Origin of the sequence: Pseudomonas sp. NMI542_15, assembly GCF_021283425.1 — a bacterium.
Lineage (GTDB): Bacteria > Pseudomonadota > Gammaproteobacteria > Pseudomonadales > Pseudomonadaceae > Aquipseudomonas > Aquipseudomonas fortuita.
In genome coordinates this window covers 42,161-54,298 of the sequence record NZ_JAJSRO010000002.1, presented here as the reverse complement: position 1 = coordinate 54,298, position 12,138 = coordinate 42,161, and the positions used below count along the sequence as shown (strand labels likewise).

The following is a 12,138-nucleotide window of genomic DNA, read 5'->3' as shown; positions in this document are numbered from 1 at the left end:
CTGCCCATGCTGGCCAAAGTGCCGCTGTCGGTCAAAGGGCCTGGGGCTGCTCGAGGGATTGTGGCAGTGCGGTCACCTTGATGGCACGTACCGGTACGGCAAACTTGGCTCCGATCCTGTTGAAGCGCTCGAGCAGGTGGAAATTGATCGCCTGCTGAATATCCATGTAGAGGTTGTAGCCAGGGTCTCTCACGATATAGACGCATTCGAACTCCAGTGCCTCTTTGCCAAAGCCGCGCAAATGGGCGCGATCAAAACGCACCTGCTGTTGGGCTGTGATCGCCTCTTCGACGATGGCGGGCGCCTGTTTTACCGCATCAGTGGGCGTGTCGTACGACAAGCCGAACTCGAACACGATGCGTCGCTCCTGCAAGCGTTTGTAGTTCTGGATCGTGCTGCTGATCATGCTGGCATTGGCCATGACGATCTGCTCGCCACCCAGGCTGCGGATGCGTGTGGTCTTAAGCCCCACGTGCTCCACCGTGCCCGCCAGCGGACCGATGACGATGAAATCACCGACTTCGAACGGTTTGTCGACGGCGATCGACAATGAGGCGAACAGGTCACCCAGGATGTTCTGCACGGCCAGGGCGACGGCAATGCCGCCCACACCCAGGCTGGCCACGAAGGCGGTGACATTGACGCCCAGATTGGACAGCATGGCCAGCAACACCACCGACCACAACAGCACGCGCGCGCCCCAGGCCGAAAGCGTGGCCAGCGCACTGCCTTGGTATAGGCCGTCGGCGCTGTGCCGGCTGAAGTAGCGGGTGAGGCCCAGCGCGATGGCGCGATTGACCCAGAGGCCGATCTGCAGGGCAGCGACCACGAACCACAAGCTACTGACCCGGCCCAGCCAGCGCTCGGGCAGGTCCAGCATGCTCAAGCCGACCAGCAGCGAAGCGAGCAGCAGCAGGCTGTTGCTGGTGCCGGCCAGTACCTTGGCCAGCACCTGACTCATTGCCCCGTCATGTTCGGACCAGCGCTGCACCCGGCGCATCAACAGGCCGATGACAGCTCTGGCAATCACGAACGTCAGCACAGCAACGCACAGCGCTACCAGCAGGTTGAGGATGGAAATGCCGAAGAATGTGGTGTCGGTGAACAGTTCGATGATTCGATCATTCATGGGGAGCCCACCTCCAGATGGCTCAAGGCAGGGCCGCAGGGCGGCCCCTGGGATTACGTGGTGACGTGTGGGTTACTTGCCGTGAGTGGCTTGCAGCGCCTTGGCCTGTTCCAGATGGTGTTGCAGCGTTGGCAGCTTGTCGCTGGCGAAGGCCTTCAGCTCCGGCTTGTCGGAGGAGGCGGCCTCTTTCTTGAACAGTTCCACGGCCTTTTCGTGCGCGTCGACCTGGTTATTGACGTATGACCGGTCGAACGACTCGTCGCGCCATTCGAGGATCATCTTCTTCACCTTGTCGGTCAGCGCCGCTTCGTCGGGCACGCTGATGTCCAGCTTGCGGGCGATGTCACCGAGTTCCTGGTTGGCTTTGGTATGGTCTGTGACCATTTGCTGGGCGAATTGCTTGATGTCTGCGCTCTGGCTCTTTTCCTGCGCCAGGTTGCCGGTGACCACTTCGGCGATACCGGCTTCAGTGGCCGCATCGACGAAATCGTCCGAAGACGCTGCCTGTACCTGCAGCGAAGCCAGGCCCATCAACAGGGTAACGCCGGCGATTTTCAACAATGGTGTGTTCATGTCTCACTCCTTCGTTCTGTTGGCGCGACCTCAATGTCGCACTCGGTTGAACCGCAGGTGTGGGTGAAGGTTTAGTTTTTCTTGAAAACAGGGCCGCCGTGGCAGCGCAATCTGCGTGTCCGGGCACCGCTCATCCGCTATGTCGTAATCAGAACGAATTCAGGGGGACGGTGAGACTCGTTGGTTTAGGTCTTCACAAAAACGAGTAACCATCATGAAAAACAACCTGTTCGCCATGTTGCTGTTGACTGCCAGTTTCTCGCTGCTCGGAGGTTGCTTCGACCGCGACAGTGATCATCCAGCGAAGGATGCCGACCCAAGCAAACCGTCACTGCAGATGCAGCAACCCAGTGACCCTGTAATTAACCCTCCAGCTGAGACCAAACCGCAGAATCAATGAGTGAGGTACAGGGCATGGTGGCAACCACAAAGGCAGGTATAAGACCTCAAAATGCCGACTTAGGGCTGGAGCATCGCTATCGAGCGCTACTTGAGGGCCCGGAGCCCACCACCGAGGCCTGGCTGGAAGAGCAACTGCATCTGGCCCGTGCGCTTTGCGACGACCTGCCAGATGATCCTGGGCTACTCCCGCAATGGGCCGATAACCATGCGGGACGTGTCGCCAGCGAGCATGCGGCCTACCTGGAACAACGGCGTCAGGGCGGCCCCCGTCGTTTTTTTGCCAATCGGGCCCATGCCTTGTGGTTTCTGCAGCAAGTCGCGCCGACCAAAGCGGTCGACGGCGCCTGGCTACACGGAGCCCTATGGCATTGGCAGGACCCGCGCTTCCATGGGCTGATCCGCACCTTCCTCGAAGAACTCGGAGACGGTGACCCACGCTGCAATCACGTGTTGATCTACCAGCGCTTGCTCAGTCGCCTGGGTTGCCTGCAGGAGCCATCGCTTGACCCCGCTCGCTACCTGCAGGGCGCGTTGCAACTGGCGCTCGGCCAGCACTGCGAGCGTTTTCTTCCAGAAGTGATCGGTTACAACCTGGGTTACGAACAGCCCCCTTTGCATCTGCTGATCACCACCCACGAGCTGGCCGAGCTGGGTATCGACGCCCATTACTTCCAGTTGCATGTGACCATCGATAATGCCGCCAGCGGCCATGCGCGCCGCGCCGTAGAGAGCTTCACCGAGCTGGTGCGGGACGAGAAACCCGCGTTCTACGAGCGTGTCAGGCATGGCTACCGTCTTAATGACCTGGGGATCGACACGCCGTCGTTGATCGCCTCGTTCGACCTGCAGGCCGAATTGCTCGGCGCGCTGGAGCGCAAGCGCATCTATGGCCAGTGCATGCATTCGGACCGTTGTCGCCTGCAAGGACGCACCATCAACCAGTGGCTTGCCGAACCCGGCGCGATGCCTGATTTTCTGGAGGCGCTACAGGTTCAGGGTTGGATCAAGCGCGACAACGATCCCCGACAAAGCCGCTTCTGGTCGCTGATAGAAGGCCCTGTAGCGGCCATGTTCGGTGTGTTCGATGCTTATGAAAAGCAGCTTTGGCATGACTGGATCGCCGGAGACTGGCAAGGCGCAGAAATCCGTCGGGTGCTGCCAGGGCAGTGGGAGCACGCCTTGCAGTTGGCAGATGAAACACCCCTTGCGCCACCGGCTGCAGACATGGCTGCGCTGATCGAAGCGATGGCTGGCAATCGGCATGCTACCCCCCAGGGCCTGCAGGCCACCCGCGCGTTCATTCAGGCCACCGGCTTGATGCAAGGAGGGCTCTACTGATGCTGCTCGACCAAGACCAGATCCGTGCCGATGAGGCCTTGTTGCAGTTGGGGCGTCGCCTGCGTGCCGACGGCTATCGTTTCACTTGCGTGACGCCGGCGACCCAGGCCAGGGTCAATGCCCGGGCCGATGCGCAGCAGGCGCGTACCCTGCGTGATGTGTTCGGCTGGAGTAGGCCGTTCGCCGCGTCACTGCTCAGCCCCGATGAACTGGCGCAGCTGCGCCTCGCTGGCGTGCTGGAGGCCCAAGGTGCGCTGTGGCGCAGCACTGTGCGCTGGTCCAGCCTGGACGATCTGTTGCTGGTACATGCTGCCTGGCCAACGGACAGCCGCGACGCGGTGTTCTTTGGCCCCGACAGCTACCGTTTCGCCCAGCTGATACACGATCATTTGAGCAGCACGCCCGAGCGCGTGCAGCATGCCGTAGACATCGGCTGTGGCAGCGGTGTAGGGGCGTTGGTGATCGCTCGCGCCGCCCAACACGCTCAGGTTTGCGCAGTGGACATCAACCCTATGGCATTGCGCTACACCGCCATCAATGCCGCCTTGGCCGGTGTGGCCAATGTCTCGGTCGAGCACAGTGACCTGCTCAATGACATCGCAGGTACGTTCGACCTGATCGTCGCCAACCCGCCGTACATGCTTGACGCCGGACAGCGCGCCTACCGCCACGGCGGCGGCGCACTGGGTGCCGAGCTGTCGCTGCGCATCGTCGACCAAGCCCGGGAGCGCCTGTCGCCCGGGGGCACGTTGCTGCTGTACACCGGTGTCGCCATCGTCGAGGGGCGCGACGCGCTGCTCGAAGCCGTGCGGTTACGCCTGGCAGGGCCTGCGTTCAGTTGGTTCTATCGTGAGCTGGACCCAGACGTATTCGGTGAGCAATTGCTTGAACCCGGTTACGAGCAGGTCGAGCGCATTGCCGCCGTGGCCCTGACCGTCACCCGTCGCGGCTGATAGCGTCGTGGCGCGGCAGTGCACGTTTGGCATCGAGGAAGAATACCTGCTGGTGAAGCTGGCCACCGGGCAGGTCATGGCGGCTCCGTCAGCAGCCGTGGCCCGCTGTTGTCGGGACGCGTTGGGCCCGTGGTTCGCCGAAGAAATGTTCCATAGCCAGATAGAGATCGCTTCGCCGGTTTTCGACACGTTGCACCAGGCGCGTGAGTTCTTTGGCGAGCGGCGACAGTGCCTGGCCCAGGCGCTGGCCAACGAGGGAGCGGGGCTGTACGGCGCGGCGAGCCACCCCAGCGCCCAGTGGCTGCGTCAGCGCCCACGTGGCTCCCCGCACTATCGCCAGTTGTTCGACGATTACCAGCTGGTGGCCCGGCGCAGCCTGTTGAATGGCCTGCACGTGCACGTCGGCGTACCGGTGGGCATTGATCGGATGCGGGTGATCAATCGGGTGCTGTACTGGCTGCCCTTGTTGTTGGCGCTCAGTACTTCGTCTGCGTATTGGGGCGGTGAGGATACCGGCTACATGAGCTATCGCCGCGCAGTGTGCGGGGAATGGCCGCACATGGGGCTGCCAGAGCCGTTGCCGGACTGGAGTGCCTACCAGCGCTACCGGGCATTGCTGCAACGTACCGGTAGCCTGGCCGAGGACGGTGACTTCTGGTGGGCGATCAGGCCCTCGCGGCGGTTTCCGACGGTCGAGCTGCGTATCTGCGATGGCTGCCCGCGGCTGGAGGATGCCCTGGCCGTTGCCGGCCTGTTTCGCCACCTGGTCGAGCAGGCGCTGGCCCGCCACGATGACCCCGCCAGCCGCGAGATGCGCTGGGTCACCCAGGAAAACTACTGGCGCGCCCTGCGTCAGGGCCGCCTGGCCACCTTCATCGGTGTCCACGCGCAACAGCCGGTCAGCGCCGAGGGCTGGCTGATGCAGTTGCAGCAGCAGTGCCCGGCTGACACCGCCGATGCCGAGCGTTCATTCATCCAAGCGCGGCACATCCTGCGCGAGGGCAGCAGCGCCGATCGCCAGCGCCAAGCCTTCGTACTGGCCCGTGAACAGGGCCTGGATAACCGTCAGGCGATGCGCGCAGTGTACGGGCAAGTGATGAGTGACTTCCGGTAGGTGGCCTGATGGCTGCCCGGCAAATCCGGATAAACCTTCTCGGCGCCGCGCAGTCAGTCACAGTAAGGGCCTGTATTTCTCGGGCCAGGGAGGTGGCTGATGAAATTCGTCTGCCTGCTGCGAGGCTGCCAATGGCGCAGCCTGTTGGTGAGTGAAGTCGCCGGCCTTCACTGCCAGTGTTGCGAACGCTGTGGCGCGTTGCGCTACAGCCATCCCGGCCAATCTTTCGATGCATAGGAACCGACCATGGCGAGGGCAATCTGGAAAGGCGCGATCAGCTTTGGCTTGGTGCACATCCCCGTCTCGCTGAATACCGCCGTGCGCAGTGAGCGAGTGGACTTCGACTGGCTGGACAAGCGCAGTATGGAGCCGGTTGGCTACAAGCGGGTGAACAAGGTGACCGGCAAGGACATCGACAAGGAGCACATCGTCAAAGGGGTGGAGTACGAAAAGGGCCGCTACGTGGTGATCAGCGAGGAAGAAATCCGCAAGGCCAGGCCCGAGGCGACCCAGACCATCGACATCTTCTCGTTCGTCGACGCCGGCGACATTCCGCTGCAACAGTTTGACACCCCCTACTACCTGAGCCCCGATCGTCGTGGTGGCAAGGTCTATGCCTTGCTGCGCGAGACCCTGCACAGCACCGGTAAGGTGGCCTTGGCCACCGTGGTGCTGCACACCCGCCAGCACCTGGCCCTGCTGCGCCCGCTGGAAGATGCACTGGTCTTGATCACCCTGCGCTGGCCGGAGGAGGTGCGCGGGCTGGATACGCTGGAACTGGACAAGAGCGTGACCGAGACTAAGGTCGACAAGCGTGAGCTGGACATGGCCAGGCGCCTGGTGGAGGACATGAGCGGGCAATGGACGCCCGATGAGTACCATGATGCGTTTCGCCAGACCATCCTCGACCTGGTGGAGGAGAAAGCCAGCAAAGGCAAGATCGAAACCGTGGACAAAGGCGAGGGCGCGACGGCTGAGAAGGGCGCCGACATCATCGACCTCACCGAGCTGCTTAAACGCAGCCTCGGCGGCAAGACCAAAGCGAAGAAGCCGGCGGCCAAGCGACCGCGCAAGGCTTCATGAGTTACGCAAGCGGTCCCCCCAGCCCCTTGAGATAGTCCCCAAAGCCCTCGCGCGCACGGCTGTCCACCCGGCTGCTGGTGGCCACGCTGTGCGCTGCGGTCCAGACGATCTGTGCGCCGCTGGCTTCCAGGGCCAGCACCAGTTGCACATCTTCATGCGCCGGCAATGGCTGGAAGCCGCCCACGCGCTCGTAGGCCTTGGCGCATACGCCGAGGTTGGCGCCATGGATATGCCGATGCCCTTCACGGGCCTGATAACGGCTGCGGTACAACTGGCGTAACGCTGCGTTCTGCCAAGGCTGCCAGCGTTCGATGTGCACCGTGCCGCACACCGCGTCCGCGTGCCATTGCAGCTGTGACACCAGCCAATGCCTGGGCACGCGACTGTCGGCGTCGGTGAAGGCCAGCCACTGGGCACCGCGCTCGATCATCCACGCCGCCCCCAGGCGCCGGGCGATGCCGACGTTGCCGGCCTCCAGTTCCAGGGTATGCACGCCGTGGCGGCGGGCGATGCGCGCGCTGGCGTCGACACAGCGATCGAGCACCACCAGCACCTCCACCGCCAGCCCAGCCCCCTCGGCGTGTGCCACGGCCTGTTTGACCGCAGTCAGGCAGCGCCCCAACCGGCGCGCTTCGTTGTGCGCGGGGATGATGACGGCGATCATGGGCAGATCTCGTCAAGGTCCACGACGCTGGGCTGACACGACCAGTATTCGAGCAGGAAATCCGCCTCTTCGTGGCGCAGCACTGGGTAAAGTGGCAGATGCCGGGCCAGCAGGGCATGCACCTCGCGGCCATCCTGCGGGCAGCCGGCGATGGGATGGCGCCAGTGGCAGGCCAGCAAACCACCGTCATACGCCAGGCTGGCCACCGACTGCTCGATCACCTGCAACCAGTCGGTGGGGTCCAGGTAGTAGCCGATCTCACTGAACACGATCAGGTCAAACTGACCGCCCGGCCAGTCGCCCGGCAGGTGGCCCTGTTCGACATGGGCGTGGCTCACGCCTGCAAGCCGTTGACGGGCCAAGGCCACAGCGGTCGCGTCGATGTCCTGGCACGACAGGCTGGCGCAGCGCTCGGCCAGCAGAACGCTCAGCTCGCCGTTGGCGCAGGCCGGCTCGAATACGCGCTCGTAGCATTGGCGCGGCAGGCTGGCCAGGGTCAGCTCGCGCTTGCGCCGTTCGTACCAGCGGGTACGAAAGGCCCAGGGGTCATCGTTGCCGGCGTACAAGTCGGCGAAGTACTGTGCGTCCAGGCTCATGTTGCCTCCGTTGACAGAAAGAGCAGCTCGAATGGTTGCAACAGGCAAGCCTGCAGCTGTTCCGGCACAACCGGTGGGCGATCACCATCAGGCTGCAACTGGCTGGCATGTGCAGCGAGGGCTTGGCGCTTGAGCGCCAGGTGCTCATCGCACAGTTGCACGCGGTGTGCGCGGGGCCAGGGCAGGCGCGGGTCGTCGGGGCTTGCCCAGTGCCAGGCCCAGACTGGGGCCTCAGCGAGTTGTACACGCCTGGTCTGGGCCGCCTGGGCACAGGCGCGACCTGCTGCTTCGTGGTCGCAATGGCCGTCGCCGCGCCACGTGGTCAGCAGCAGGTCGCCAGGTTTGAGCAACTGGTTCAGGTGGTTGACCAAAAAGGCTTCATCGTGGGGCAGCGCGCCATCCTTGAGGTTGAGTCGTCGCCAGTCGAGGCGGTTGAGGTCCAGCCCAAGCAGTTGCAGGGCATGGCGGCTTTCCAGTGGGCGCTGATGGCGCAGGCGGCGCTCTGGCCATTGTGAGGAATGCGGGTGGCTGCCCTCGCCATTGGTGGCAGAAAGAAGCAGCACGTCCTGTTCTCGTCCCTGGAAGCTGGCCAGCAGCCCGCCGGCCATGAGGATTTCGTCGTCCGGGTGCGGAGCCAGCAGCACCAGGCGCCTCCCGGGTGGGCACAACTGCTCGGGCAGCGTCCAGCTGGCGCGGGCCAACTGAGCAGAATGCTGCCAGGCGCTCCACGGTGTGCCTTGCGCGGCCTGTATCAAGTTCTGGCTCATAGTTGCCATGCTCCCGCCGGCAGGCCGGTCAGTTGCCGGCCCAACTCGGCCAGGTCGCGTTCGGCGTGGCTCTGGCGTATGTATACCGGCAGGTCGGCACTGAGCCGGGCGAAATGGCTGCTGCAACAGAACGGCGTGGCACCGAGCGCCCGGCCGGCATGCTGAATGACCTGCTCGACCGCCTGCTCGACCTGGGCGCGGGTGCGCCGCACCTCGAAGCTGGCGTCATCCTGAGGGTGAAGGTCGATCCAGGTGGCGCATTCGCGAAGGGCGGCACGGGCACCGTACAAGGCTGCATCGACTGCGCCCAGATGCGCATCGGCATGCGGGTCGCGCCGGGGTTTGCGGCACTGTTCGTGAAGGTACCCGGCCAGTGCCTCGGCGGCGCCATACCAGCAAGCGGCGATACCCGCGCCGCCTTGCCAGAAGCCAGGACGGGACAGGTACTGGCCGGGCGAACCGATGGCCAGCCCTGGCGAGTCGTCGAATTCGATCACAACGCTGCGGGTGGCGGCCATGCCTACGGCCTGCCAATGTTCGGCCAAGATGCGCTGGCTGGGATGAGGCAATTCGATGGCCACCAACTGAGGCTGGTCGTCTTCCCAGGCCGTCAGCAGGGCACGGTCGACCTGCAACGCGCCCGAACACCAAGCCTTGCGGCCTTGCAGGCGCACGCGTTCACCGTCCCGCTCGACAATGTATGCCCGGGCATCTGGCGGCTCGGCGGCCCACACGCCCCAAATGCCGTTGAAGGCATGCTGGGCGGCGCCGCATTCGGCGAGGATTGCCAAGGCGTCGGTATGGCCTTCATAGAGTTTGGCCAGGCTTAGATCGTAACCGGCGACCCGCGCCAGGACGCGCCAGCGTTCGAGCGTGCAGCCCTGGCCGGGCAACGGGAGTACGTCGAGCCGGTCGCCCTGCAAGGCCTGCATCAGTTCTATTAGCGAAGCGTCGCGTTCGATGGCCTGCGAACGGTGAGCAAAACGGTGTAACAACGAATCGAAGTGGGTCAGTTCCATCATGCAATTCCCAACTGCTTGCGCATACGCAACGTGATCGACTGGCGTGTCTTGCCCATTTCGGCCCACGGGTCTTCGACCTGTGCAAGCCGCGTGTGAAGGTTGCCGATGTTCCACTGGTTGGCACCCTTGAGCTGGCTCAGGTCCTCACGCCAGATCGGCACCGACACCGGCAGGCCCTCGCGGGCCCGCAGCGAGTAGGCGGCGACGGTGGTGGCACCCTTGCCGTTACGCAGGTAGTCGATAAAGATCCGCCCGACCCGGTTCTTCGGCCCGGACACGGCGCTGAGACGATCAGGGAACAGCCCGGCCATGTGATTGACCAGGGCATGGCTGAAGTCCTTCACCTCGTCCCAGCCAGCGCGTCGGGTCAAGGGTACGACGAGGTGCATGCCCTTGCCGCCGCTGGTCTTGAGAAACACCTTCAGGCCCAGTTCGTCGAGCAGGGTAAGGGTCAGCTGGGTGGCCTCGAGCATGGCTTTCCACGGCAGCGCCGGGTCAGGGTCCAGGTCGAGGACAAAGCGGTCGGGTTTATCGAAATCCTTGGTGGTGGCATTCCAGGTGTGCAGTTCAAGCGTGTTCATCTGCACCGCGCCCAGCAGGCTTTCGGCGCCGTTGAGCACCATGGCCGCCTGGCCGGCCTGGGCCTTGTTGTAGCTGAGCACCTTGGGAATATGCAGCTGGCCGGCGTTTTACTGAAAGAACAGTTCGCCGCTCAGACCATCCGGGGCGCGGACGAGGGCTACAGGTCGGTCCTTGAGCTGGGGCAGCAGCCAGTCGGCGACCTGAGCGTAGTACTGGGCGACCTCGCGCTTGGTGGTGCCCGTGGTTGCGTCGACCACGCGGTCGGGGTGGGTCAGGCGCAGGGTGCCCAGGTTCTCGGGTTCTGTCTGTGCTGCGCGCTTGGTGGGCATTGCTCGCTCCAGGTCGATGGCGGTGGCAGGTTTATCGTCACGCAGGCCGTGGAACACCGAGTGACGCACGATGCCTTCGCGGGTCATCTGGGCATAGGCGACCTCTGCCAGCAGCTGTGGCCTGAGCCAATGCACGCCGCGGGCTTCGGCACCGGTAGGTGGTTTCGGCAAGGGGGATCTGTCGGTTTGCAACGGCTTGAGGCGGGCGTGAATGCTGTCCAGGGTGGCCGCGCTGAAGCCCGTGCCGACCTTGCCGGCGTAACGCAGCTGGCCGCTGTCGTGGTCGTGCAAGGCCAGCAGCAGGGCGCCGAAGCCGTTGCGGCTGCCCTTGGGGTCGGTGTAGCCGACGATCACGAATTCCTGGCGCTGCTTGCACTTGAGCTTGACCCAGTCGCTACTGCGCCGGCCAACGTAAGGGCTGTCGGCACGTTTACCGATCAAGCCTTCGAGTTCCAGTCGGCAGGCGCTGTCGAGCAGTGACTCGACGGGCTCCTCAAAATCGGCGGAATACCTGAGTACCTGCGATGCATGGCCTTCCAGCAACCGGGCGAGGGTTGCACGGCGCTGTTGCAGCGTCAGTGCTCGCAGGTCCTCACCGCCCAGCCAGGGCAGGTCGAACAGGTAGTAGGTGATGCGCTCGTCATGCTCGGTGTCGAAGGCGTTCTGCAAAGCCTGGAAGTCGGCCACGCCGTTGTCGTCGACCACTACCATCTCGCCGTCCAGCCATGCCGAGTCGAGGCCCAGGGCCTTGAGCGCCTCGACCTGCCGGGGCATCTTCGCACTCCAGTCGTGGCCATTACGGGTAAACAGGCGTATGTCGTCACCGTCGATACGCGCCAGGATGCGGTAGCCGTCGAACTTGACTTCGTAGCGCCAATCGCCGCTTGGCGGGGAATCGACCAACGTGGCCAGTTGCGGCTGGAGTATATCCGGCAGGGCTTTGCGGCCGGCTCGCTTGTGCCTGGTGGTGGTCGCCTTGGCCGGGCTGCGCGGGGGCAGGGTGCGCTCGCTCAGCACGCTGTCCGGCAGGGCCTCGACAATGCTGTAGTCCGTTTCACTGCGTGCCTGCCCATCATGGGACTTGACCAGCATCCACTGCTCTTTCTTGCCGGCCAGGTGAGTGCGGAACAGGTTCCAGACCCCTGACAGTTTCTCGCCCTGCAGGCGAAAGCGCAGCTTGCCCTTTGCATAGGCTTCGCGCGGGTCGCCCTCGGGCTCCCACACACCCCGGTCCCAGACAATGACATCGCCGGCGCCGTAGTGGCCTTCAGGGATGCTTCCTTCGAAGTTGGCGTAATCCAGCGGATGATCCTCTACATGCACTGCCAGGCGCCGGACCTTGGGATCCAGTGAGGGGCCCTTGGGGATGGCCCAGCTCTTGAGGGTGCCGTCGAGCTCCAGGCGAAAATCGTAATGCAGGTGGCTGGCATCGTGCTTCTGGATGCAGTACTGCAGCGCATGGGCCGAGCGGGGGCGGGCGCGTTTACCAGCCGGCTCGGGCGTGGCATTGAAGTCGCGCTTGCGCTGGTACTCCTGTAGGGGTTTGGCCATGACGGGCTCCGGAAGGGTTCGCGGGTCTCAGGATT

General features: G+C 63.9%; 12 protein-coding genes and 1 pseudogene. 6 read left to right on the top strand and 7 right to left on the bottom strand.

Going from position 1 to position 12,138, the window contains the following annotated elements; all coding sequences use genetic code 11:
* Positions 1-31 precede the first annotated feature (31 nt).
* A complete protein-coding gene (locus tag LU684_RS03530) occupies positions 32-1,129 on the bottom strand; it encodes a mechanosensitive ion channel family protein (RefSeq protein ID WP_016486313.1) in 1,098 nt (365 codons plus the stop codon).
* A gap of 72 nt (positions 1,130-1,201) precedes the next feature.
* Positions 1,202-1,702 (bottom strand): DUF4142 domain-containing protein, encoded by a 501-nt coding sequence (locus tag LU684_RS03525; RefSeq protein WP_016486314.1) that lies wholly within the window; start codon positions 1,700-1,702, stop codon positions 1,202-1,204.
* Positions 1,703-1,916: 214 nt separating this feature from the next.
* On the opposite strand from LU684_RS03525, the gene LU684_RS03520 reads away from it, so the two are divergent.
* The 6 genes from LU684_RS03520 to ku all read left to right on the top strand — a co-directional run bounded on the left by LU684_RS03520 (position 1,917) and on the right by ku (position 6,592).
* Positions 1,917-2,102, top strand: a complete 186-nt coding sequence (locus tag LU684_RS03520; protein WP_016486315.1) for a hypothetical protein — start codon at positions 1,917-1,919, stop codon at positions 2,100-2,102.
* Positions 2,103-2,116: 14 nt separating this feature from the next.
* Positions 2,117-3,442 (top strand): iron-containing redox enzyme family protein, encoded by a 1,326-nt coding sequence (locus LU684_RS03515; protein WP_016486316.1) that lies wholly within the window; start codon positions 2,117-2,119, stop codon positions 3,440-3,442.
* Positions 3,442-4,395, top strand: coding sequence for a methyltransferase (locus LU684_RS03510; protein ID WP_016486317.1), 954 nt, complete (start codon positions 3,442-3,444; stop codon positions 4,393-4,395). Before LU684_RS03515 ends, LU684_RS03510 begins: the two co-directional genes overlap by 1 nt.
* A 7-nt stretch (positions 4,396-4,402) precedes the next feature.
* On the top strand, positions 4,403-5,509 hold the full coding sequence (locus tag LU684_RS03505) for a carboxylate-amine ligase (protein WP_016486318.1): 1,107 nt from the start codon (positions 4,403-4,405) through the stop codon (positions 5,507-5,509).
* Positions 5,510-5,608: 99 nt separating this feature from the next.
* Entirely contained in the window at positions 5,609-5,746 is a 138-nt protein-coding gene (locus LU684_RS30565; RefSeq protein ID WP_016486319.1) for a PSPA7_2676 family Cys-rich small protein, read from the top strand.
* Positions 5,747-5,755: 9 nt separating this feature from the next.
* The gene (gene ku / locus LU684_RS03500) at positions 5,756-6,592 is read left to right on the top strand and encodes a non-homologous end joining protein Ku (RefSeq protein WP_016486320.1); all 837 of its coding nucleotides are present in this window, start codon (positions 5,756-5,758) and stop codon (positions 6,590-6,592) included.
* A gap of 1 nt (position 6,593) precedes the next feature.
* Here the strand turns inward: ku and LU684_RS03495 are convergent, their stop codons facing one another.
* From LU684_RS03495 to ligD, 5 genes and pseudogenes are all read right to left on the bottom strand, one after another.
* Positions 6,594-7,256 carry a glycosyltransferase gene (locus LU684_RS03495; RefSeq protein WP_016486321.1) on the bottom strand — a complete coding sequence of 221 codons (663 nt, stop codon included), beginning with the start codon at positions 7,254-7,256 and terminating at the stop codon, positions 6,594-6,596.
* On the bottom strand, positions 7,253-7,852 hold the full coding sequence (locus LU684_RS03490) for a class I SAM-dependent methyltransferase (protein WP_054888249.1): 600 nt from the start codon (positions 7,850-7,852) through the stop codon (positions 7,253-7,255). The genes LU684_RS03495 and LU684_RS03490 overlap by 4 nt, the downstream gene beginning before the upstream one ends.
* Entirely contained in the window at positions 7,849-8,619 is a 771-nt protein-coding gene (locus LU684_RS03485) for a PIG-L deacetylase family protein (protein ID WP_016486323.1), read from the bottom strand. Before LU684_RS03485 ends, LU684_RS03490 begins: the two co-directional genes overlap by 4 nt.
* A complete protein-coding gene (locus LU684_RS03480; RefSeq protein ID WP_024717784.1) occupies positions 8,616-9,641 on the bottom strand; it encodes an acyl-CoA dehydrogenase in 1,026 nt (341 codons plus the stop codon). The genes LU684_RS03485 and LU684_RS03480 overlap by 4 nt, the downstream gene beginning before the upstream one ends.
* Positions 9,638-12,103 (bottom strand): annotated as a pseudogene (gene ligD, locus LU684_RS03475) (DNA ligase D). The gene LU684_RS03480 and the pseudogene ligD overlap by 4 nt, the downstream one beginning before the upstream one ends.
* Positions 12,104-12,138 lie beyond the last annotated feature (35 nt).

Bases quoted from the DNA above. Each gene is read 5' to 3' on its own strand.
- LU684_RS03515 (WP_016486316.1), top strand. From the start codon at position 2,117: ATGGTGGCAACCACAAAGGCAGGTATAAGACCTCAAAATGCCGACTTA.
- LU684_RS03490 (WP_054888249.1), bottom strand. From the start codon at position 7,852: ATGAGCCTGGACGCACAGTACTTCGCCGACTTGTACGCCGGCAACGAT.
- LU684_RS03495 (WP_016486321.1), bottom strand. From the start codon at position 7,256: ATGATCGCCGTCATCATCCCCGCGCACAACGAAGCGCGCCGGTTGGGG.
- LU684_RS03480 (WP_024717784.1), bottom strand. From the start codon at position 9,641: ATGATGGAACTGACCCACTTCGATTCGTTGTTACACCGTTTTGCTCAC.
- LU684_RS03525 (WP_016486314.1), bottom strand. From the start codon at position 1,702: ATGAACACACCATTGTTGAAAATCGCCGGCGTTACCCTGTTGATGGGC.
- LU684_RS30565 (WP_016486319.1), top strand. From the start codon at position 5,609: ATGAAATTCGTCTGCCTGCTGCGAGGCTGCCAATGGCGCAGCCTGTTG.
- LU684_RS03520 (WP_016486315.1), top strand. From the start codon at position 1,917: ATGAAAAACAACCTGTTCGCCATGTTGCTGTTGACTGCCAGTTTCTCG.
- LU684_RS03530 (WP_016486313.1), bottom strand. From the start codon at position 1,129: ATGAATGATCGAATCATCGAACTGTTCACCGACACCACATTCTTCGGC.
- ku (WP_016486320.1), top strand. From the start codon at position 5,756: ATGGCGAGGGCAATCTGGAAAGGCGCGATCAGCTTTGGCTTGGTGCAC.
- LU684_RS03510 (WP_016486317.1), top strand. From the start codon at position 3,442: ATGCTGCTCGACCAAGACCAGATCCGTGCCGATGAGGCCTTGTTGCAG.
- LU684_RS03485 (WP_016486323.1), bottom strand. From the start codon at position 8,619: ATGAGCCAGAACTTGATACAGGCCGCGCAAGGCACACCGTGGAGCGCC.